This window comes from Rathayibacter sp. AY1C9 (assembly GCF_002932315.1).
Lineage (GTDB): Bacteria > Actinomycetota > Actinomycetes > Actinomycetales > Microbacteriaceae > Rathayibacter.
In genome coordinates this window covers 63,188-81,820 of sequence record NZ_PSVZ01000004.1, presented here as the reverse complement: position 1 = coordinate 81,820, position 18,633 = coordinate 63,188, and the positions used below count along the sequence as shown (strand labels likewise).

Genomic DNA, 18,633 nt, shown 5'->3' with positions numbered 1-18,633 from the left:
CGCGCCGCCCCGGCGGACCCGCTACAGCTCGACGACTCCGTCGATCAGGGTCACCGTCGCGCCGCCGATCCAGATCGCGCCGTCCGTGCTCTCGACGCGCACGCGCCCGGCTCGGCCCAACGCCGCCCCCTGAGCGGCCGTGTAGCGCTCGGGCAGCACGCCGCTGCCGATCAGCCACTGGGCGATCCCCGCATTGAGGCTCCCCGTCACCGGGTCCTCGGACACACCGGCGTCGGGGATGAACGCCCGCACCTCGACCGCGCACTCGCCTCCCGCCGGATGCTCGCCCACGACGCCGACGGGGAGCCCGGCGAGGAGAGCCTGGTCCGGCCGCAGCGCGAGGACCTGCTCCGCCGAGGCGAGCCGCACGGCCAGCCAGCCGGGACCGTTGTCGACCCACTCGTGGTCGAGGATCTCCGCGCGCGGGATCCGCAGAGCCGCAGCCACCCGCTCGAGCGTCGCCTCGTCGACCGGTCCGGTCCGCCGGCGGGGCGGGGCGGCGAAGGCGATGCCCTCCTCCGTCACCCGCAGTCGGACGAGACCCGCGGCGCACTCCTGCACGAGCTCCCCCGCCGCGCGGGCCGTCCCTCCGGCCGCGAGCCAGGCGTGCGCGCTCCCGAGGGTCGGGTGCCCGGCGAAGGGCAGCTCCCCGCCCGGCGTGAAGATCCGCAGCCGGTAGTCGGCCGCGGGATCGCTCGGGCGGAGGAGGAAGGTCGTCTCGGAGAGGTTCGTCCAGCGCGCGAACTCCGCCATCGCGGCGTCGCCCACGCCGTCGCCGTCGACGACGACCGCCACCGGGTTGCCCCGGAACGGCGCGGCGCCGAAGACGTCGACCTGAGCGAACCGCCGCGTGCTCACTGCTCGGTGATGTCGATCTCCTGCATGAGGTCGGCGTCGATCGCGACGCGGACCTTCTCGAGCAGGCCGTCCGGGGCGGGGGAGTCGATGGTGATCACCGAGAGCGCCTTGCCGCCCGCCTCGGTGCGCGCGATCTGCATGCCCGCGATGTTGACCGCGGCGTCGCCGAACTCGCGGCCGTAGACCGCGACGATCCCGGGGCGGTCGACGTAGCTCATGACGACGAGGTGCTTCGCGAGGGGGACCTCGACGTCGTAGCCGTTGATCGCCACGATCTTCTCGACCTGCTTGGTGCCGGTCAGCGTGCCCGAGACCGAGATCTGCGAGCCGTCCGAGAGCGCGCCGCGCAGCGTGATCACGTTGCGGTACTCGTCCGAGACCGGCTCCGTGATCAGGCGCACCTCGATGCCGCGCTGCTCCGCGAGCACCGGCGCGTTGACGTAGGACACCGTCTCCGAGACCACGTTGGTGAACACGCCCTTGAGAGCCGCCAGCTTGAGGACCTTCACGTCGTAGCCGGCCAGCTCGCCTCGCACCTCGACGTCGATGGAGGTGACCGGCGAGTCCGCGAGGCCCGAGAAGACCTGGCCGAGCTTCTCGACCAGCGGGATGCCGGGGCGCACGTACTCGTCGATCACGCCGCCGGCGACGTTCACGGCGTCCGGCACGAGCTCACCCGAGAGCGCGAGGCGCACCGAGCGGGCGACCGAGACGCCGGCCTTCTCCTGCGCCTCGTCGGTCGAGGCCCCGAGGTGCGGAGTGACGACCACGTTCTCGAGGGCGAGCAGCGGCGATCCGGTCGGCGGCTCCTTCACGAACACGTCGAGTCCGGCGCCGGCGATGGTCTTCGCGACGAGCGCGCGGTGCAGCGCGTCCTCGTCGATGAGGCCGCCGCGGGCCACGTTCACGATGAACGCCGACGGCTTCATCAGCGCCAGCTGATCGTCCGAGATCATGCCCGTCGTCTCGGGGGTCCTCGGCATGTGGATCGTGATGAAGTCGCTCTCGGCCAGCAGCTCCTCCAGGGAGAGGAGCGTGACGCCGAGCTGCTGCGCGCGGGCGCTGGTCACGTAGGGGTCGTAGGCGACGACGTTCACACCGAAGGCCTGCAGGCGCGCGGTGATCAGCGCGCCGATGCGGCCGAGGCCGATGATGCCGACGGTCTTCTCGTAGAGCTCGACGCCCGTGTACTTCGAGCGCTTCCAGAGGCCCTGCGCGAGCGCGCTGTGCGCGGCGGGGATGTGGCGGGCGAGGCTCAGGATGTGGCCGACGGTGAGCTCGGCGGCCGAGATGATGTTCGAGGTCGGCGCGTTCACGACCATGACGCCCGCGGCGGTCGCGGCGGTGATGTCGACGTTGTCCAGGCCCACACCGGCGCGGGCGATCACCTGGAGCGAGGGGGCCGCGGCGATCGCCTCCGCGTCGACCTGCGTCGCGGAGCGCACGAGGATCGCGTGCGCCGTGGCGAGGGCCTCGAGCAGCGCCGGGCGGTCGGTGCCGTCCACGGAGCGGATCTCGAAGTCGGGACCGAGCGCGTCCACGGTGGCGGGCGAGAGTTCTTCGGCGATCAGGACGACCGGCTTTGTCACGAGAGGCGCTTCCTTCGGAGAGGGGACGGAGCGGGCACCGAGGCGGGGGCGTCGGCAGCCCCCCGTCACTGTAGCGGAGGGGTGCGCGCGCCCCGCGCCGTGTGACGCCGCCGGTCAGCTCAGCGAGACCAGGCTCTCGACGCCGAGGACGAGCTGCACGTCGAGCGAGAGCGCCGCCGAGAGGCAGAGGGCCGCCGCGAGCAGTCCGACGCGCGCCGGGAGCCCCCGGCGGCGGCCGAGCAGGACGGCGACGACGAAGCAGGCGACCGGCAGCACCAGGCCGAGCAGGAGCACCGCCCAGCCCGTCGGATTCAGGTCGGTGCCGAGGGAGGCCGCGTAGCTGCGCAGGCCGATCAGGTTGCCGACCGCCTCCCAGACGTCCCAGGCGAGGAAGAGCGCGAACACCACGGCGACGAGGACGGAGGCGGCCAGGCGCCGGCCGGGCCGGTCGCGCCGGCCGGTCCCGCCGAGGGTGGCCCGGGTCGAGTCGGTCATCAGGCCCCCTTCAGGAACGGCAGCGGAGCGAGGAGGACGAGTCCGGCGACCAGCCAGAGCACGCGGATGCGCACCCGGGCGTCGCGGGTGGCGAGGAGCGCCACGGCGAACCACACCGGCGGCGCCAGGACCGCCAGCCAGAGCCCGAGCGAGTAGAGGGCGCCGCCGAGCGCATCGCCCGCGAAGCCGGCCGCGGCGACCGGCGACTGCCGCGTCGCCGTGATCGCCCAGGCGATGGCGTACAGGAGGTAGAGGCCGGCCGCGATGCCCGCGGCGATCAGCAGAGCGGACGAGGACGCGGCCTCGTCGGCGGGGTCCTCGTCCTCGGAGTCGTCGTCGTCCGAGCCGTCGTCCGCCGGGCCCGCCCCCGCGACCGTGCGGGGCGTCCGGCGCACGCGCGCGGTCCCCGCGGCGAGCGTCGGGTCCGCGCCCTCGCCCGCCCACTCCAGGGCCTCGTCGTCGGCGTCGTCCTCCGGGCCGGCGTCCGGCCCGCGGTCCGCCGGCGGGGTCGCCGCGTCGTCGTCCTCCGGGGAGCGGCCCGGTCCACCATCGATCACCGCAACACCCTAGCCGCGCGCACCTCGCAGGAGGCTCGGAGCCCGCCGCCGCCTCCCCGACACCCGGCGGACACCCCGCGTCCTCCCCCGGGGGCGAGGCTGAGCGGATGGACGACCGCCGCCGCCGCTTCGTCGCCCTCGGCGACTCCTTCACGGAGGGGGTCGGCGACCCGCACCCGCGCCTGCCGAACGGGGTGCGCGGCTGGGCCGACCGCGTCGCCGAGCGTCTGGCGAAGGCCGAGCCGGGCTGGGAGTACGCGAACCTCGCCGTCCGCTCGAAGCGCCTCGCCCAGATCACCGAGGACCAGCTCGCGCCCGCCCTCGCCCTCCGCCCCACCCTGATCACGCTGTACGCGGGCGGCAACGACATCCTCGACCTCGGCACCGACACCGTCGATCTGATCACCCGCTACGAGGCGCTCGTCGACGCGCTCGCGACCACCGGCGCCTCCCTCGTGCTCTTCACCGGCGTCGACATCCCGGGACTGCCCGCCCCGCGGATGTTCCTGCGCCGCAACCACCTCTACAACAGCGCCGTCCGCCGGATCGCCCGCGAGCGGGGCGCGATCCTCGTCGACTACTGGGCGATGCGGGAGTTCCACTCCCCCGTGCTCTGGTCGCCCGACCGGATGCACCTCTCCAAGCGCGGCCACCGCGTCCTGGCTGGCCGCGTGCTCGACACGCTCGGCGTGCCGCACACGATCTCGACCGGGCCCTGGGACGCTCCCGAGCCGCTCCGCCTCCGCGCGCGGCTGCGCGAGCAGCGCCGCTGGGCGGCCGACTGGGTCCTCCCCCTCGTCGGCCGCAAGCTGCGCCGGGTGACGCTCGGCGACCACCTCTCGCCCCGGTGGCCGGACCCCGTCCTCGTCCCGCCGAAGGGCGGTCTCCGCCGTCTCGTCCGCGAGCTCGAGCGGTAGTCGCGCCCCGGACGCGGAGGAGCCCCGGCCCGGCGAGGGGATCCCGGTGGACGGGTCCCTCGTCGGGCCGGGGCTCCCCCGGTCGACGCGGTGCGACTAGCGCGCGACGCTGCCGTCGGTGTAGTCCTCGTCGGTCTGCTTCCAGGCGAAGAGCTTCCGCAGCTCGCGGCCGGTCTCCTCGATCGGGTGCTTCTCGCCCTTGGCGCGCAGCTCCTGGAACTCGGGTCCGCCCGCGTCCTGGTCGCCGATGAAGCGCTTCGCGAAGGCGCCGCTCTGGATGTCGCCGAGGACGGCCTTCATGTTCTCCTTCACACGCGGGTCGATGACGCGCGGGCCGGAGACGTAGTCGCCGTACTCGGCGGTGTCGGAGACGCTCCAGCGCTGCTTGGCGATGCCGCCCTCCCACATGAGGTCGACGATGAGCTTGAGCTCGTGCAGCACCTCGAAGTAGGCGATCTCGGGCTGGTAGCCGGCCTCGACGAGGGTCTCGAAGCCGTACTGGACGAGCTGCGAGGTGCCGCCGCAGAGCACGGCCTGCTCGCCGAACAGGTCGGTCTCGGTCTCCTCGGTGAAGGTGGTCTTGATGACGCCGGCGCGGGTGCCGCCGATGGCCTTCGCGTAGGACTTCGCGGTCTCCCACGCGGTGCCGGTCGCGTCGTTCTCGACGGCGATGATGTCCGGGATGCCGCGGCCGGCGACGAACTCGCGGCGCACGGTGTGGCCGGGGGCCTTCGGCGCGATGAGGATGACGTCGACGCCCGCGGGCGCCTCGATGTAGCCGAAGCGGATGTTGAAGCCGTGCGCGAAGGCGAGGGTCTTGCCCTCGGTCAGCGCGGAGGCGATCTGCTCGCTGTAGATCGCGCGCTGGTGCTGGTCCGGCGCGAGGATCATGATCAGGTCGGCCCAGGCCGCGGCGTCGGCGACGCTCTTGACCTCGAAGCCGTCGTCCTCGGCCTTGGCGGTCGACTTCGACCCCTCCTTCAGCGCGATGACGACCTGGACGCCGGAGTCGCGGAGGTTCTGCGCGTGCGCGTGGCCCTGCGAGCCGTAGCCGACGATCGCGACCTTCTTGGACTGGATGATGGAGAGGTCGGCGTCGGCGTCGTAGATGAGCTCGGTCACGTGGTGAGTCCTTTTCTGTAGTGGAGAGTTCGCGGTCAGTTCTTGAAGACGCGCTCGGTGATCGACTTGGAGCCGCGCCCGATGGCGAGCAGGCCCGACTGCGCGATCTCCTTGATGCCGTAGGGCTCGATCACCCGCAGGAACGCGTTGGTCTTGCCGGTGTCGCCGGTGACCTCGATCACCAGGGCGTCGGTCGCGACGTCGACCACGCGGGCGCGGAAGAGCGTGACGGCCTCGAGCACCTGCGAGCGCGTGACGTTGTCGACGCGGACCTTGACGAGCAGGTGCTCGCGCTGGACCGACTGGTCGGTGTCGAGCTCGACGATCTTGATCACGTTGACGAGCTTGTTGAGCTGCTTCGTGACCTGCTCGAGCGGCAGGTCCTCGACGTCCACGGCGACCGTGATGCGCGAGAGCCCGGCCAGCTCGGTCGGACCGACCGCCAGCGACTCGATGTTGAAGCCGCGGCGGGCGAACAGCCCGGCGACACGGGTGAGCAGTCCCGGCTTGTCCTCGACGAGCAGGGAGAGAACGTGGTGCGTCATGCGGGTCTACTCCTCGTCGTCCCAGGTCGGGCTGTGGTCTCGGGCGTACTGGACGTAGCTGTTGGAGACGCCCTGCGGGACCATCGGCCAGACCATGGAGTCGCGGCTGACGACGAAGTCGATCACCACGGGCCGGTCGTTGGTGGCGATGGCGAGGCGGATGGCGTCGTCGATCTCCTCCGGCTTCGTGACGCGGATGCCGAGCGCGCCGTAGGCGTCGGCGAGCTTCACGAAGTCGGGCACCCGGACGGTGTCGTGACCCGTGTTGAGGTCGGTGTTGGAGTAGCGGCCCTCGTAGAACAGGGTCTGCCACTGGCGCACCATGCCGAGCGAGGAGTTGTTGATCACCGCGACCTTGATCGGGATGTCGTTGATCGTGCAGGTGGCGAGCTCCTGATTGGTCATCTGGAAGCAGCCGTCGCCGTCGATCGCCCACACGGTGCGCTCGGGCTCGCCGACCTTGGCGCCCATCGCCGCGGGCACGGAGTAGCCCATGGTGCCGGCGCCGCCGGAGTTCAGCCACGAGTTGGGGCGCTCGTACTTGATGAACTGCGCCGCCCACATCTGGTGCTGGCCGACGCCGGAGGCGAAGACGCCCTCGGGGCCGGTGATCTCGCCGATGCGCTTGATGACGTACTGCGGCGAGAGCAGGCCGTCGTTCGGCTCGGTGTAGCCGAGCGGGAACTCCGTCTGCAGGCCCTTGAGGTAGCTCCACCACTCGGAGGTGTCGGCGCGGCCGTCGGCGGAGGCCTTGGCGAACGCGTCGGTGAGGTCCGGGAGGACGTCCTTGAGGTCGCCCACGATCGGCACGTCGGCGGTGCGGATCTTGGAGATCTCGGCCGGGTCGATGTCGACGTGCACGACCTTGGCGTGGGGCGCGAAGAGCGCCGCCTTGCCGGTCACGCGGTCGTCGAAGCGCGAGCCCAGCGCGAGGATCAGGTCCGCCTCCTGCAGCGCGAGCACCGCGGGGACGGTGCCGTGCATGCCGGGCATGCCCAGGTGCTGCTCGTGCGAGTCCGGGAACGCTCCGCGCGCCATCAGCGTGGTCACCACGGGGGCGCCGCAGGCCTCGGCGAACGCCTTCAGCTCGGCGGCCGCGCGGGCGCGGATGATGCCGCCGCCCACGTAGAGCACCGGCTTCCGCGACTCGACCAGCAGCTGGGCCGCGGCCTGGATCTGCTTGCCGTGGGCCTTCGTGACCGGACGGTAGCCGGGCAGGTCGATCTTCGGCGGCCAGAGGAACGGCGCCTGGTCCTGCTGCGCGTCCTTCGTGATGTCGACCAGCACGGGGCCGGGGCGGCCGGTGGTGGCGATCAGCGCGGCGGAGGCGAGGGCCGAGGGGATGTCCTCGGGACGCGTCACGAGGATGGAGTGCTTCGTGATCGGCATCGTGATGCCGACGATGTCCGCCTCCTGGAACGCGTCGGTCCCCATGAGCGTCGAGAACACCTGGCCGGTGATCGCGAGCATCGGGACGGAGTCCATGTAGGCGTCCGCGATCGCGGTGACCAGGTTGGTCGCTCCGGGGCCCGAGGTCGCGATGCAGACGCCGAGCCTGCCGGTCGCCGAGGCGTAGCCCTCGGCGGCGTGGCCGGCGCCCTGCTCGTGGCGGACCAGGATGTGCCGGATCTTCGAGGAGTCCATCAGCGGGTCGTAGACCGGGAGGATCGCGCCGCCGGGCAGGCCGAAGACGTCCTCGATCCCGAGCATCTCGAGCGAGCGGACGACCGCCTGCGCTCCGGTGAGGACCTCGGCCGCGGGGGCGGCCCCGGGAGCGGAGGCGGGTCGGGGTGGCTGGGGCGTCGGTGCGGGCTGCACGGCGGACGGATCCGGAGTCATGCGGGTGTCGATTCCTTCAGGAGGTGGTGCGGCGGCGGGCAGAGCCGGAGGCGAGTGCCCGGGAACGCGAGTGCGCGGCCGGCCGGAGCGGGCCGGGTCACCCGGTGACGGCGCCCTCGGCTGCCGAGCGGACGAGCTTGGCGTACTTGGCGAGGACACCGCGGGTGTAGCGCGGAGGGAGAGGGGCCCAGCCTTCTCGGCGGGCGGCGAGCTCGGACTCGTCGACGAGTAGGTCGATCGAGCGAGCGGCGATGTCGACCCGAATCGGGTCTCCGTCGCGAACGAATGCGATGGGACCTGCGTCCACCGATTCGGGAGCTATGTGGCCGATGCACAGGCCGGTTGTGCCGCCTGAGAATCGTCCGTCCGTCAACAGTAGTACATCTTTTCCGAGCCCGGCCCCCTTGATGGCGGCGGTGATGGCGAGCATCTCGCGCATGCCGGGGCCGCCCTTGGGGCCCTCGTAGCGGATGACCACCACGTCGCCCTTCTCGATCCGGCCCTCGGTCAGAGCGTCCATCGCGGCGCGCTCGCGCTCGAACACGCGGGCCGGACCCTCGAAGACGGAGGCGTCGAAGCCGGCGGTCTTGACGACCGCGCCCTCGGGGGCGAGCGAGCCCTTGAGGATGGTGAGCCCGCCGGTCGCGTGGATCGGGTTGTCGAGGGTGCGGATGACCTCGCCGTCCAGCGGTGCGATGTCCATCGCGGCGAGGTTCTCGGCGACCGTCCTCCCGGTGACCGTCAGGCAGTCGCCGTGGAGCAGCCCGGCGTCCAGGAGCGCCTTCATCACGGCCGGGACGCCGCCGTGGCGGTCGACGTCGTTCATGACGTACTTGCCGAAGGGCTTGAGGTCGCCGATGTGCGGGATCGTGTCGCCGATGCGGTTGAAGTCGTCGATCGTGAGGTCGACCTCGGCCTCGTTGGCGATCGCGAGCAGGTGCAGGATGACGTTGGTCGACCCGCCGAAGGCCATCGCCACCGCGATCGCGTTCTCGAACGCCTTCTTGGTGAGGATGTCGCGGGCCGTGGTGCCGTTGCGCAGCAGCTCGACGACGGCCTCGCCGGACTTGCGGGCGAAGTAGTCGCGGCGGCGGTCGGCGGCGGCGGGCGAGGCGGAGCCGGGCAGGCTCATGCCGAGCGCCTCGGCGACGCTGGCCATGGTGTTGGCGGTGTACATGCCGCCGCAGGAGCCCTCGCCCGGGGCGAAGGCGCACTCGATGCGCTTGGCGTCCTCCTCGGACATGATCCCGGCCTTGACGCCGCCGACGGCCTCGAAGGAGTCGATGATCGTGATGTCCTTCTCCGTGCCGTCCGAGAGCTTGACCCAGCCCGGGGCGATCGAGCCGGCGTAGACGAACACGGCGGCGAGGTCGAGGCGGGCCGCGGCCATCAGCATGCCGGGCAGCGACTTGTCGCAGCCGGCCAGCATGACGGTGCCGTCCAGGCGCTCGGCCATCATCACGGTCTCGACGGAGTCGGCGATGACCTCGCGGGAGACGAGCGAGAAGTGCATGCCCTCGTGGCCCATCGAGATGCCGTCCGAGACGGAGATGGTGCCGAACTGGAGCGGGTAGCCGCCGCCGGAGTGCACGCCCTCCTTCGCGGAGCGCGCGAGGCGCTCGAGCGAGAGGTTGCAGGGGGTGATCTCGTTCCACGAGGACGCGATGCCGATCTGGGGCTTCTCCCAGTCGTCATCGCCCATCCCGACCGCCCGCAGCATCCCGCGCGACGTCGTGGCCTCGATGCCGTCCGTGACGGTGCGCGAGCGGGGCTTCCAATCGATTTCCGGCATGCGATGAGGCTACCGCCTCGCGCGCGGTGCCCCTGCTCGCCGGGCGGACCCGGACCGGCCCGCGCACCCGTTCCTGCCCCGGCCTCCGGCAGCGGCACCGGATGCGGACGTCCCCGCGGATCTCCGACTCGTCGCGAACGGCCGTTCCCCGCGTCGGCGGACGGCCGTCCTCGGCGAGTCGGCGATCCGGGACCCGCCGGCGCTGACCGCCGGAAGGGGGCTGCTACTCCGCGCGCAGGTCGGCCAGCAGCCGGAGTGCGTGCGCGACCTGCTCGGGACCGCGGACCCGGTAGGAGGCCGCGGTGGTGCCCTCGCCGCTCTTGATGCCGACGTCGCCGGAGCCGAGGACCGCGAAGGCGTCCTCGTCCGTCACGTCGTCGCCCGCATAGAGGACGGCGGTCGCGCCGGTGTAGCGGCGGAGGTGCTGCACGGCCTCGCCCTTGGTGGTCGAGCGGACCGAGAACTCCAGGACGTTCTTCCCCTCGCGGACGGTGACCCCCTGCACCTCGGCGCGCGCCTCGGAGAGGGCGACGACGTGGGCGACGCGGCTGTGGCGCTCGGTCGCGAGGCGGGTGTGCAGGGCGAAGCCGGCCGGCTTGTCCTCGATCCAGACGTTGTCGATCCCGCGGGCGATGCCCTTCAGGACGTCCTCGAGCACTCCCACCTTCTCGAGCTCGTCGTCGTCGAGCCGGACCGCGTCCTCCTCGGGGTCGAGGCGGATCTCGATGCCGTGGGAGCCGACCAGCAGCGCCTCGTCCGGCAGCTGCGAGACCTCCTCCAGGCTCCCGAGCGCCCGGCCGGAGACCAGCGCGACCCGGGTGCCGGGGAGGGCGAGGAGCCGCAGCACGGCCTCGCGCGCCTCGGGGAGCGCCCGCGCGCGGGCGGGGTCGTCGACCTCGGGCGCGAGTGTGCCGTCGAAGTCGAGGGCCACCAGGAGCCGGTCGGCCGCGGCGAGCTCCCGCAGCGCCGCCGCGAGCCGCTCGGGCACTCCCTCGCTCATCGCGCGCCGCCGTCGAGCTCGCGGTCGTCGGCGGCCTCCCGCTCGAGCTCGGCCGCCTGTCCGTGCGCCGAGTCGTCGCGGTGCTCGGCCTCCTGGCCGTGCGGCGCCTCCTGCCCGCGGGCGGCGGGCCGCACGTCGAGCTGCTGGCCGGCCGCGTGCTCCGCGAGAGCGGAGAGGAACGACTCGGACCAGCGCGCCACGTCGTTCTCGAGCACGCGGCGACGGAGCGCGCGCATGCGCCGGGTGCGCTCGACGCGCGGCATCCGCGCCGAGGCCTCCATCGCGTCCTTCAGCCCCGAGATGTCGTGCGGGTTCACCTGCACGGCCTGCTTGAGCTCGTCGGCCGCTCCGGCGAACTCGCTCAGCACGAGCACGCCGTCGTTGTCGAAGCGGGACGCGACGTACTCCTTCGCGACGAGGTTCATCCCGTCGCGCAGGGCCGTCACGAGCATGACGTCGGCGGCGAGGTAGAGCGCCACCATCTCCTCGCGCGGGTAGCCGTGATGGAGGTAGCTGATCGCCGGGTGCCCGAGCGTGCTGTAGTCGCCGTTGATCCGGCCGACCTGCAGCTCGATGTCGTCGCGCAGCTGCCGGTAGGTGTCCACGCGCTCGCGGCTCGGGCTCGCGACCTGCACCAGCACCGCGTCCTCGGAGGTGAGGCGGCCGTCCGCCAGGAGCTCGCCGAAGGCCTTCAGGCGGTGGCCGATCCCCTTGGTGTAGTCGAGCCGGTCGACGCCGAGCATGATCGTCGCGGGGTTGCCCAGCTCGGCGCGGATCTCGGCGGCGCGGGCCTGGATCTCGGGGGTGCGCGCCATCGCCTCGAACGACGCGGAGTCGATCGAGATCGGGAAGTGCCGGGCGACGACCGGGCGCACGCTCGCCCCGCGCCGCGAGCGGTTGACGCGGCGGGTGCCGCCGACGGCCTCCTCCTCGACCGGGACCTCGACGACCGTGCTGCGGGTGTCGTAGCCCAGCAGGCGCCGGACCGCGCGGAGGAAGCTGCCCGCGTCTCCCTGGCGCTGGAAGCCGATCACGTCGGCGCCGAGCAGGCCCTCGACGATCTGCCGGCGCCACGGGAGCTGCGCGAAGATCCCGTAGGGCGGGAACGGGATGTGGTTGAAGAAGCCGATCGTGACGTCGGGCCGGAGCTCCCGCAGCATCTTGGGCACGAGCTGGAGCTGGTAGTCCTGGACCCAGACCACGCCGTCCTCCTCCGTCACGGCCGCGGCCGCCTCGGCGAAGCGCTGGTTGACCCGCACGTAGGCGTCCCACCAGTCGCGGTGGTAGGTCGGGGGCGCGATCACGTCGTGGTACAGCGGCCAGAGCGTGTCGTTCGAGAAGCCCTCGTAGTAGTCCTCGAGCTCCTGCGCGCTGAGGGCGACGGGGACGATCTGCACGCCGTTGTCGACGAACGGGGCGACCTCCTCGTCGGCCACGCCGGGCCAGCCGACCCAGGCGCCCTCGTTCGCGCGCATCACGGGCTCGAGCGCGGTGACCAGCCCGCCGGGCGAGGTCTTCCAGGACGCGGTGCCGTCCTCGGCCACGACGCGGTCCACGGGGAGGCGGTTCGAGACGACCACGAACGCGTTGCGCTCGGTCCCTCCCGAGGTCCCGGCGTCGGTCCTGTCAGCGGCGGAGGAGGCGGAGGCGGAGTGCGGAGGAATGGTGGTCCCTTTTCGTCGGTCGAGCCGTCGTCGTGCCCGTCGAGGCTATCAGCCGGCCCCGCTCGGGGGACGGGGGATCAGCCCTGCACGAGGGCGAGGGCGAGCGTCGCTCCGCCCACCGTCGGGACGACCGCGACGAGTCCGAGGAGCGCGTACTGGCGCCACGAGACGTGCACGCCCAGCGCGGTCAGCCTCTGGTGCCAGAGCAGGGTGGCGAGCGAGGCCCACGGGGTGATCAACGGTCCGGCGTTCACGCCGATCAGCAGGGCGACCAGGCGGAGCGGATCCGCCGCGACGGGCTCGAGGGCGAGGTAGGCGGGCAGGTTGTCGACCAGGTTGGAGGCGACCGCGCCGGAGCCGGCGAGGCGCAGCAGGTCGAGCGTCCCGCTCCCCTCCCCCGCGACCACGGCGAGCGCCGCGCCCAGCCCGAGCTGGTGCGCCGCCTCCATCGCCACGAAGAGGCCCGCCGCGAAGACGACGAGCTGCCACGGCAGGAGGGCGGGCGTGAGCGCCGCGGGACGGCGCACCGCGAAGAGGACGATCAGCGCGACCGCGGCGACCGTCGCCGGGATCCACACCTCGAGGCCCGAGACGAGCGCCGGCAGGAGCAGCGCCACGACGGTCCCCGCGCCGATGAGCAGCACCCGGTCCTCCACCGGCGTCCGCTCCCCCGAGGTGTAGCGCCCGGCCAGCTCGCGCCGGTAGCGGATCGCGAGGATCAGCACGGGCACGACGGCCGCGACGAGCGCGGGCACCGCGGTCAGCGCGGCGAAGGCGAAGGGGCCCTCGACCCCCAGGCGCCGCTGCGCGAGCAGGTTGGTGAGGTTCGAGACGGGGAGGAGGAGGGAGGCGCAGTTCGCCAGCCAGACCGTGGCCATCGCGAACGGCAGGGGCGGGACGCGCACGTGCGCCGCGAGCAGGACCACGACCGGGGTCAGGAGCACGGCGGTCGTGTCGAGCGAGAGGAACACCGTGCTGACGACGGCCATCGCCACCACCAGCAGCCAGAGCACCGCGGTCCGCCCGCGGCCCCACTCGGCGGAGCGCTCGGCGACCACGGTGAAGACGCCGGCCTCGGAGGCCAGCTCGGCGACCACGGTCACCGCGACCACGAAGCCGAGGATCGGCGCCGTCCGCTCGACCAGCTCGCCCAGCGCGTCCATCGGGAGGACCCCCGTGACGACGGCCACCGCCCCGACGAGGAGCAGCACCGCCCCGATCACAGCCGTGCGCATGTCGTTCCCGTTCTCCTCGGCGTGCCCCGGCTCGAGGATTCGGGTCCCGGCGGCGGTCCACCGTAGCGGGACAACCCCTCGGTGCTGTCAAGCGTTCCTCTGAGAGCTTTCGCACCCGCTAGCGTCGGGGTGAACACGGGAGGCACACGCATGCGCAAGTTCATCCTCAACTCCAGCGTCATCAGCGCGATCGTCGGCGGCTGGTCGATCCTGCAGACCACGCGCAAGGGCCCGCGCGACTGGCGCCTGGCCCTCCAGTGGGTCAGCTGGGCCATCTCGGTCACCGTCGCCCTGGGCTCCGTGTCCTACGACTCGAAGGAGATCGTCAAGGAGGAGCGCGGCAAGAAGCGCGACCGCTAGGCCCTCCTGACGCGCCGCCTCCCCGCGGGGCGGCGTGTCAGCCGGTCTCCCGACCCGGTGGCGGCGACACTGTTCCCAGTCGCTGCCGGCACGGGAAACGGGGTTCGTCATGAGGTTTCGTCTGAGGCGCCGCAAGGCGGCCCCCGAGGTCGTCGAGGCGGCCCCCGTCCTCACGCAGGACGAGCTCTTCGCCGTCGTCCACGAGCGGCTCGCGGCCTTCGTCGGATCCGAGGGCGCCTGGGTCGTCACGCGCCGCAGCCACGACGACCGCGACCCGATCTTCCACGGGATGCTCGCGCGCTCCCTCGCCCACGAGCTCTCCGCCGCCATCCAGGAGGAGCAGCTCCGCGCCGGCGCCGAGCGGACGTCGTCCCCGGTCACCGAGGCGATCCCCGCGATGCGCGCCTCCACTCCCCCGGTGGAGCCGGCCGCCCTCACCTGGGAGCCGAAGCCGATCGCCGTCTGGGCGGAGCCGGCCCCCGCCGACGTCGCCGTCGACACCCCCGTCGCGACCCGCTCCTGACCCGAGCGGTCAGCCGGCGGGCTCGCCCTCCGGCCGACCCGACGAGCGACGTCGCCCTTCCCGCTGATCGAGGAGGCGGCACCGCCGCCGTCCCGAGATCCCCCGTAGCCGACCCTCCCCCGGCCGCCCTTCAGAGCGTCGGCCAGCTCCCGGGGCCCTCGCTGCCCGCCGGGTACTCGTCGAGCGGCACTCGATCCGCGTGCCACGCGTCGATCGCGGGCTGCACGATGCGCCAGCACTCCTCGGCGGCGTCCCCGCGGACCGAGAGCGACGGGTCGTCGTCAAGGATCCCCGAGATGACCTCGCCGTACGCCAGCAGCTCGCCCGCGCCGAAGGTCGCCTCCAGCGAGGCGCGCTCAAGCGTGTACGGGTCGCCGGGGCCGTTGATGTTCAGCTCGAGCGACATCTGGTCGGGCGCGAGGAACAGCCGCAGCACGGACGGCGCCTCGGTGCCCACGAAGCCGCGGGGCAGGTGCGGCACCGGCTTGAAGCGGATGACCACTTCGCGCCGCCGCTCCCCGAGCGCCTTGCCGGAGCGGAGGGTGAACGGCACGCCTGCCCAGCGCCAGGTGTCGATCTCGACGACCAGCTCGGCCAGCGTCTCGGTCCGGCGAGCGGGGTCCACGCCCTTCTCGTCCGCGTAGGCGGGCAGCTCGCGTCCGTCGATCGTCCCCGCCGTGTAGCGGGCGCGGCGCGAGCTCGCGGCGGGGTCGTCGCCGTGCAGGCGGGTGGCGCGCAGGACGATCGACTTCGCGTCCCGGAGGTCGGCCGCGTCGAGCGAGGACGGCGGCTCCATCGCGATCACCGCGAGGACCTGCAGCAGGTGGCTCTGGATCATGTCGGTCAGCGCGCCCGCGCCGTCGTAGTAGCTCGCCCGCCCCTCGAGGGCCAGCTGCTCGTCGTAGACGATCTCGACGCTCTCGATGTGCTCGGCCGACCACAGCGGCTCGAGGATCCGGTTCGCGAAGCGCAGGCCGAGCACGTTCATCACGGTCGCGCGGCCGAGGAAGTGGTCGACGCGGTGGATGCGGTCCTCGGGGACCAGCGCGGCGAGGCGCTGGTTGAGGGCGTGTGCGCTCGCCTCGTCGGTCCCGAACGGCTTCTCCAGCGCCAGCACGGTGCCCTCCGGCAGGTCGTGGGCGGCGAGCGCCTCGCAGGCCTTCGCCGCGATCGCCGGCGGGAGGGCGAAGTAGACCGCCACCGGACCGTCGCAGCTCGCGAGCAGTGCGGCGAGCGCCTCCGGATCGGTGACGTCGATCTGCTGGTAGCGCGTGCCGGAGGTGAGCGCGTCCACGCCCTCGCCCTGCGCCTCGACGGTGGCGAAGGAGGCGGTCAGCACCTCGTGCCAGTGCTCCTGGGTCCAGTCCTCGCGTCCCGCGCCGACGAGATGGACCCGCCGGTCGGTCTCGCGGGTCAGCAGCTGGCCGACGGCGGGGAGGAGGAGCCGCGAGGACAGGTCCCCCGTCGCTCCGAGGATGAGCAGGGTCGAGACGGTCTGTGCCATGCGGCTCACCCTACGGCGGCGCTGAAGAGCCCCGCTCCGCCTTGACTGGGAGGCCACAGCCGCACCTGAGAGGATCGCCGCATGGTCTCCCCGATCGAGGACTACGCCGTCCTCTCCGACTGCCGCACGGCCGCTCTCGTCTCCCGCGACGGGGGGATCGACTGGCTGTGCCTGCCGCGCTTCGACTCCGCCTCCGTCTTCGGCGCCCTCCTCGGCGGCGACGACCAGGGGCGCTGGTCGCTGCGGCCGGTGGACGGGGAGGCGACGAGCGAGCGCCACTACCTCGGCGACACGCTCGCGCTGGTCACCCGGTGGACGACTCCCACCGGCGTCGTCGAGGTGGTCGACGTGATGCCGCTGCGCGACGAGCGCGCCGAGCTGGTGCGCCGGGTGCGCGGAGTGTCGGGGACCGTCCGGATGCGGCAGGAGCTGCGCATCCGCTTCGACTACGCCCGCACCATGCCGTGGGTGCGGCAGGAGGGGACGGACGAGGATCCGCTGCTCGTCGCCGTCGCCGGGCCCGACGCGGTCGTGGTGCGCGGAGTGCGGTTGAAGGCCGTCGACCACGCCCACGCGGCGGAGTTCGACGTCGACGCGGACGCGGTCGTCGACCTCTCGATGGCGTGGTTCCCCTCGCACCAGCGGGCGCCGAAGCGCCTCGACGTCGACCGCGCGCTGGAGCGCACGCTCTCCTGGTGGTCCGAGTGGGCGTCGGCGATCGACTACGACGGCCCGCACCGCGACGCCGTCGTCCGCTCGCTGCTGACCCTCCGCGCCCTCACCGACGACGAGACCGGCGGCATCGTCGCGGCGGCGACCACCTCGCTCCCGGAGCAGTTCGGCGGCGCCCGCAACTGGGACTACCGCTACGTCTGGCTCCGCGACGCCTCGCTCACCCTGCAGGCCCTGCTCGCGCACGGGTTCGAGCAGGAGGCGCAGAAGTGGCGGGCCTGGCTGCTCCGCGCGGTCGCGGGCGCGCCGGAGGACGTGCAGATCATGTACGGCCTCGCCGGCGAGCGCGACCTGCCCGAGCGGGAGATGCCGAGCCTGCCCGGCTACGACGGCGCCTCCCCCGTGCGGATCGGGAACGCCGCCGTCGACCAGTACCAGGCGGACGTGATCGGCGAGGTGATGGTCGCTCTGCACGAGGCCCGCGTGGCCGGAGTGGACGAGACGGAGTTCTCCTGGCCGCTCCAGCGCGCGCTCCTGGGCTTCGTCGAGACCAACTGGCAGCGGCCGGACAACGGCATCTGGGAGATCCGGGGCGAGCCGCGGCACTTCACGCACTCGCGGGTCATGATCTGGGCCGCGCTCGATCGGGGCGTCCGCGCCGTGCGCGAGAACGGCCTGCCCGGTCCGGTCGAGACCTGGGAGCGCCTCCGCGACGAGGTGCGCGCCGAGATCGAGGCCCAGGGCTTCGACGCCGAGCGCGGCCACTTCGTGCAGTCCTACGGCTCGCCCGAGGTCGACGCGTCGCTCCTCGTGCTGCCGATGGTCGGCTTCGTCCCCGCCGACGACCCGCGGATGCTGGGCACCGTCGCCGAGCTGGAGCGCGTGCTCCTGCAGGACGGCCTGCTGCACCGCTACCGGACCGAGTCCTCGGTCGACGGCCTCGCGGGCGGCGAGCACCCGTTCCTCGCCTGCTCCTTCTGGCTCGTCCGGCAGTACGCCGACTCCGGCCGGATCGACGACGCGCGGACCCTGATGGACCGGCTCGTCGGGCTCTGCAACGACGTGGGCCTCCTCTCGGAGGAGTACGACGTCGAGGGCCGCCGGCACGCGGGGAACACTCCCCAGGCCCTCTCCCACCTCGCCCTGGTGCAGGCGGCCGACGCGATCGCGGCAGCCCGATGAGGCGCCGCCGCGTCGTTCTCGCGAGCATCGGCGGAGTCCTCGGAGTCGCGGTCCTCGGCTTCCTCACCTGGAGCTCGATCGTCAGCGGCCCCGACGAGGACGCCCTCGCCCGTGTGCGCGCCGATCCGGCGATCGCGGTCGAGCGCACGGACGACGCGCTCGTGATGACGCCGACCTCGACCGGCGAGCTGGCCGGCACGGGCCTGGTCTTCATCCCCGGAGCGAAGGTCGACGCCTCCTCCTACGAGGCGACCCTGGCTCCGCTGGTCGACGCCGGGGCGACCGTCGTGATCACGCGGCCGATCCTGCACCTGGCCTTCTTCGACCTCCGCTCGCTCGAGACCTTCACCAGCCAGGCCGAGGGCGTCGACCGCTGGCTCGTCGGCGGCCACTCCCTCGGCGGCGTGAAGGCCTGCCAGTGGGCCGAGGACCCGGCGGTGGCGGGCCTGGTGCTGCTCGGCAGCTACTGCGCGAACGACCTCTCGGGCTCCGGGCTCCCCGTCCTCAGTGTCAGCGGATCGGAGGACGGGCTCAGCACGCCGGAGAAGGTCGCCGACGCGAGCGTCCGGCTGCCCTCCTCCGCCGACCTCGTCGAGATCGACGGCGCCAACCACGCCGACTTCGGCTGGTACGGGCCGCAGGCGGGCGACGGCGTGGCGACCATCAGCCACGAGGAGGCGGACGCCCGCATCGCCGAGGCCCTCCTGGGCTTCAGCCGCGAGGTCGGCTGAGTCGCCCGCTCCCGCTTGACCTCGAGCGCACTCGAAGTCGTAGGTTGA

General features: G+C 72.8%; 17 protein-coding genes. 5 read left to right on the top strand and 12 right to left on the bottom strand.

Features of this window, described 5'->3' with window-relative positions:
- Positions 1 to 21 precede the first annotated feature (21 nt).
- The 4 genes from C5D09_RS04710 to C5D09_RS04695 all read right to left on the bottom strand — a co-directional run bounded on the left by C5D09_RS04710 (position 22) and on the right by C5D09_RS04695 (position 3,499).
- Entirely contained in the window at positions 22 to 858 is an 837-nt protein-coding gene (locus C5D09_RS04710) for a PhzF family phenazine biosynthesis protein (protein ID WP_104268716.1), read from the bottom strand.
- Positions 855 to 2,447 (bottom strand): phosphoglycerate dehydrogenase, encoded by a 1,593-nt coding sequence (serA, locus tag C5D09_RS04705; protein WP_104223535.1) that lies wholly within the window; start codon positions 2,445 to 2,447, stop codon positions 855 to 857. The genes C5D09_RS04710 and serA overlap by 4 nt, the downstream gene beginning before the upstream one ends.
- Positions 2,448 to 2,561: 114 nt before the next feature.
- A complete protein-coding gene (locus C5D09_RS04700; RefSeq protein WP_104268715.1) occupies positions 2,562 to 2,942 on the bottom strand; it encodes a hypothetical protein in 381 nt (126 codons plus the stop codon).
- Positions 2,942 to 3,499 (bottom strand): hypothetical protein, encoded by a 558-nt coding sequence (locus C5D09_RS04695; RefSeq protein ID WP_104268714.1) that lies wholly within the window; start codon positions 3,497 to 3,499, stop codon positions 2,942 to 2,944. The genes C5D09_RS04700 and C5D09_RS04695 overlap by 1 nt, the downstream gene beginning before the upstream one ends.
- Positions 3,500 to 3,606: 107 nt before the next feature.
- On the opposite strand from C5D09_RS04695, the gene C5D09_RS04690 reads away from it, so the two are divergent.
- On the top strand, positions 3,607 to 4,416 hold the full coding sequence (locus tag C5D09_RS04690) for an SGNH/GDSL hydrolase family protein (RefSeq protein ID WP_104223538.1): 810 nt from the start codon (positions 3,607 to 3,609) through the stop codon (positions 4,414 to 4,416).
- A 96-nt stretch (positions 4,417 to 4,512) separates the two neighbouring features.
- On the opposite strand, the gene ilvC is transcribed toward C5D09_RS04690, so the two are convergent.
- From ilvC to C5D09_RS04655, 7 genes are all read right to left on the bottom strand, one after another.
- A complete protein-coding gene (gene ilvC / locus C5D09_RS04685; protein WP_104223539.1) occupies positions 4,513 to 5,538 on the bottom strand; it encodes a ketol-acid reductoisomerase in 1,026 nt (341 codons plus the stop codon).
- Between the two features lie 35 nt (positions 5,539 to 5,573).
- Positions 5,574 to 6,083 carry an acetolactate synthase small subunit gene (gene ilvN / locus C5D09_RS04680; protein ID WP_104223540.1) on the bottom strand — a complete coding sequence of 170 codons (510 nt, stop codon included), beginning with the start codon at positions 6,081 to 6,083 and terminating at the stop codon, positions 5,574 to 5,576.
- Between the two features lie 6 nt (positions 6,084 to 6,089).
- Complete coding sequence (locus C5D09_RS04675) at positions 6,090 to 7,922, bottom strand: acetolactate synthase large subunit (protein ID WP_104268713.1); 1,833 nt, start codon at positions 7,920 to 7,922, stop codon at positions 6,090 to 6,092.
- A 97-nt stretch (positions 7,923 to 8,019) separates the two neighbouring features.
- Entirely contained in the window at positions 8,020 to 9,714 is a 1,695-nt protein-coding gene (ilvD, locus tag C5D09_RS04670; RefSeq protein WP_104250142.1) for a dihydroxy-acid dehydratase, read from the bottom strand.
- A 223-nt stretch (positions 9,715 to 9,937) separates the two neighbouring features.
- Entirely contained in the window at positions 9,938 to 10,714 is a 777-nt protein-coding gene (gene otsB, locus C5D09_RS04665) for a trehalose-phosphatase (RefSeq protein ID WP_104226245.1), read from the bottom strand.
- A complete protein-coding gene (locus C5D09_RS04660) occupies positions 10,711 to 12,294 on the bottom strand; it encodes a trehalose-6-phosphate synthase (protein ID WP_104226244.1) in 1,584 nt (527 codons plus the stop codon). Before C5D09_RS04660 ends, otsB begins: the two co-directional genes overlap by 4 nt.
- Positions 12,295 to 12,455: 161 nt before the next feature.
- A complete protein-coding gene (locus C5D09_RS04655) occupies positions 12,456 to 13,613 on the bottom strand; it encodes an SLC13 family permease (RefSeq protein ID WP_104268712.1) in 1,158 nt (385 codons plus the stop codon).
- A 150-nt stretch (positions 13,614 to 13,763) separates the two neighbouring features.
- On the opposite strand from C5D09_RS04655, the gene C5D09_RS04650 reads away from it, so the two are divergent.
- Positions 13,764 to 13,973 carry a hypothetical protein gene (locus C5D09_RS04650; RefSeq protein WP_104223546.1) on the top strand — a complete coding sequence of 70 codons (210 nt, stop codon included), beginning with the start codon at positions 13,764 to 13,766 and terminating at the stop codon, positions 13,971 to 13,973.
- A gap of 109 nt (positions 13,974 to 14,082) precedes the next feature.
- Positions 14,083 to 14,496 carry a hypothetical protein gene (locus C5D09_RS04645; protein WP_104268711.1) on the top strand — a complete coding sequence of 138 codons (414 nt, stop codon included), beginning with the start codon at positions 14,083 to 14,085 and terminating at the stop codon, positions 14,494 to 14,496.
- 130 nt (positions 14,497 to 14,626) lie between these two features.
- Here C5D09_RS04645 and C5D09_RS04640 read toward each other — a convergent pair whose 3' ends face one another.
- Complete coding sequence (locus C5D09_RS04640; RefSeq protein WP_181127335.1) at positions 14,627 to 16,000, bottom strand: glucose-6-phosphate dehydrogenase; 1,374 nt, start codon at positions 15,998 to 16,000, stop codon at positions 14,627 to 14,629.
- 81 nt (positions 16,001 to 16,081) lie between these two features.
- On the opposite strand from C5D09_RS04640, the gene C5D09_RS04635 reads away from it, so the two are divergent.
- Both C5D09_RS04635 and C5D09_RS04630 read left to right on the top strand, forming a co-directional pair.
- Complete coding sequence (locus C5D09_RS04635) at positions 16,082 to 17,854, top strand: glycoside hydrolase family 15 protein (protein WP_104223549.1); 1,773 nt, start codon at positions 16,082 to 16,084, stop codon at positions 17,852 to 17,854.
- Positions 17,851 to 18,585, top strand: a complete 735-nt coding sequence (locus C5D09_RS04630; RefSeq protein ID WP_104268709.1) for an alpha/beta hydrolase — start codon at positions 17,851 to 17,853, stop codon at positions 18,583 to 18,585. The genes C5D09_RS04635 and C5D09_RS04630 overlap by 4 nt, the downstream gene beginning before the upstream one ends.
- The last annotated feature ends 48 nt before the right edge of the window (positions 18,586 to 18,633 follow it).

Bases quoted from the DNA above. Each gene is read 5' to 3' on its own strand.
- C5D09_RS04675 (WP_104268713.1), bottom strand. From the start codon at position 7,922: ATGACTCCGGATCCGTCCGCCGTGCAGCCCGCACCGACGCCCCAGCCA.
- C5D09_RS04630 (WP_104268709.1), top strand. From the start codon at position 17,851: ATGAGGCGCCGCCGCGTCGTTCTCGCGAGCATCGGCGGAGTCCTCGGA.
- C5D09_RS04700 (WP_104268715.1), bottom strand. From the start codon at position 2,942: ATGACCGACTCGACCCGGGCCACCCTCGGCGGGACCGGCCGGCGCGAC.
- otsB (WP_104226245.1), bottom strand. From the start codon at position 10,714: ATGAGCGAGGGAGTGCCCGAGCGGCTCGCGGCGGCGCTGCGGGAGCTC.
- C5D09_RS04635 (WP_104223549.1), top strand. From the start codon at position 16,082: ATGGTCTCCCCGATCGAGGACTACGCCGTCCTCTCCGACTGCCGCACG.
- C5D09_RS04645 (WP_104268711.1), top strand. From the start codon at position 14,083: ATGAGGTTTCGTCTGAGGCGCCGCAAGGCGGCCCCCGAGGTCGTCGAG.
- C5D09_RS04650 (WP_104223546.1), top strand. From the start codon at position 13,764: ATGCGCAAGTTCATCCTCAACTCCAGCGTCATCAGCGCGATCGTCGGC.
- ilvD (WP_104250142.1), bottom strand. From the start codon at position 9,714: ATGCCGGAAATCGATTGGAAGCCCCGCTCGCGCACCGTCACGGACGGC.
- C5D09_RS04690 (WP_104223538.1), top strand. From the start codon at position 3,607: ATGGACGACCGCCGCCGCCGCTTCGTCGCCCTCGGCGACTCCTTCACG.
- C5D09_RS04655 (WP_104268712.1), bottom strand. From the start codon at position 13,613: ATGCGCACGGCTGTGATCGGGGCGGTGCTGCTCCTCGTCGGGGCGGTG.
- C5D09_RS04640 (WP_181127335.1), bottom strand. From the start codon at position 16,000: ATGGCACAGACCGTCTCGACCCTGCTCATCCTCGGAGCGACGGGGGAC.
- ilvN (WP_104223540.1), bottom strand. From the start codon at position 6,083: ATGACGCACCACGTTCTCTCCCTGCTCGTCGAGGACAAGCCGGGACTG.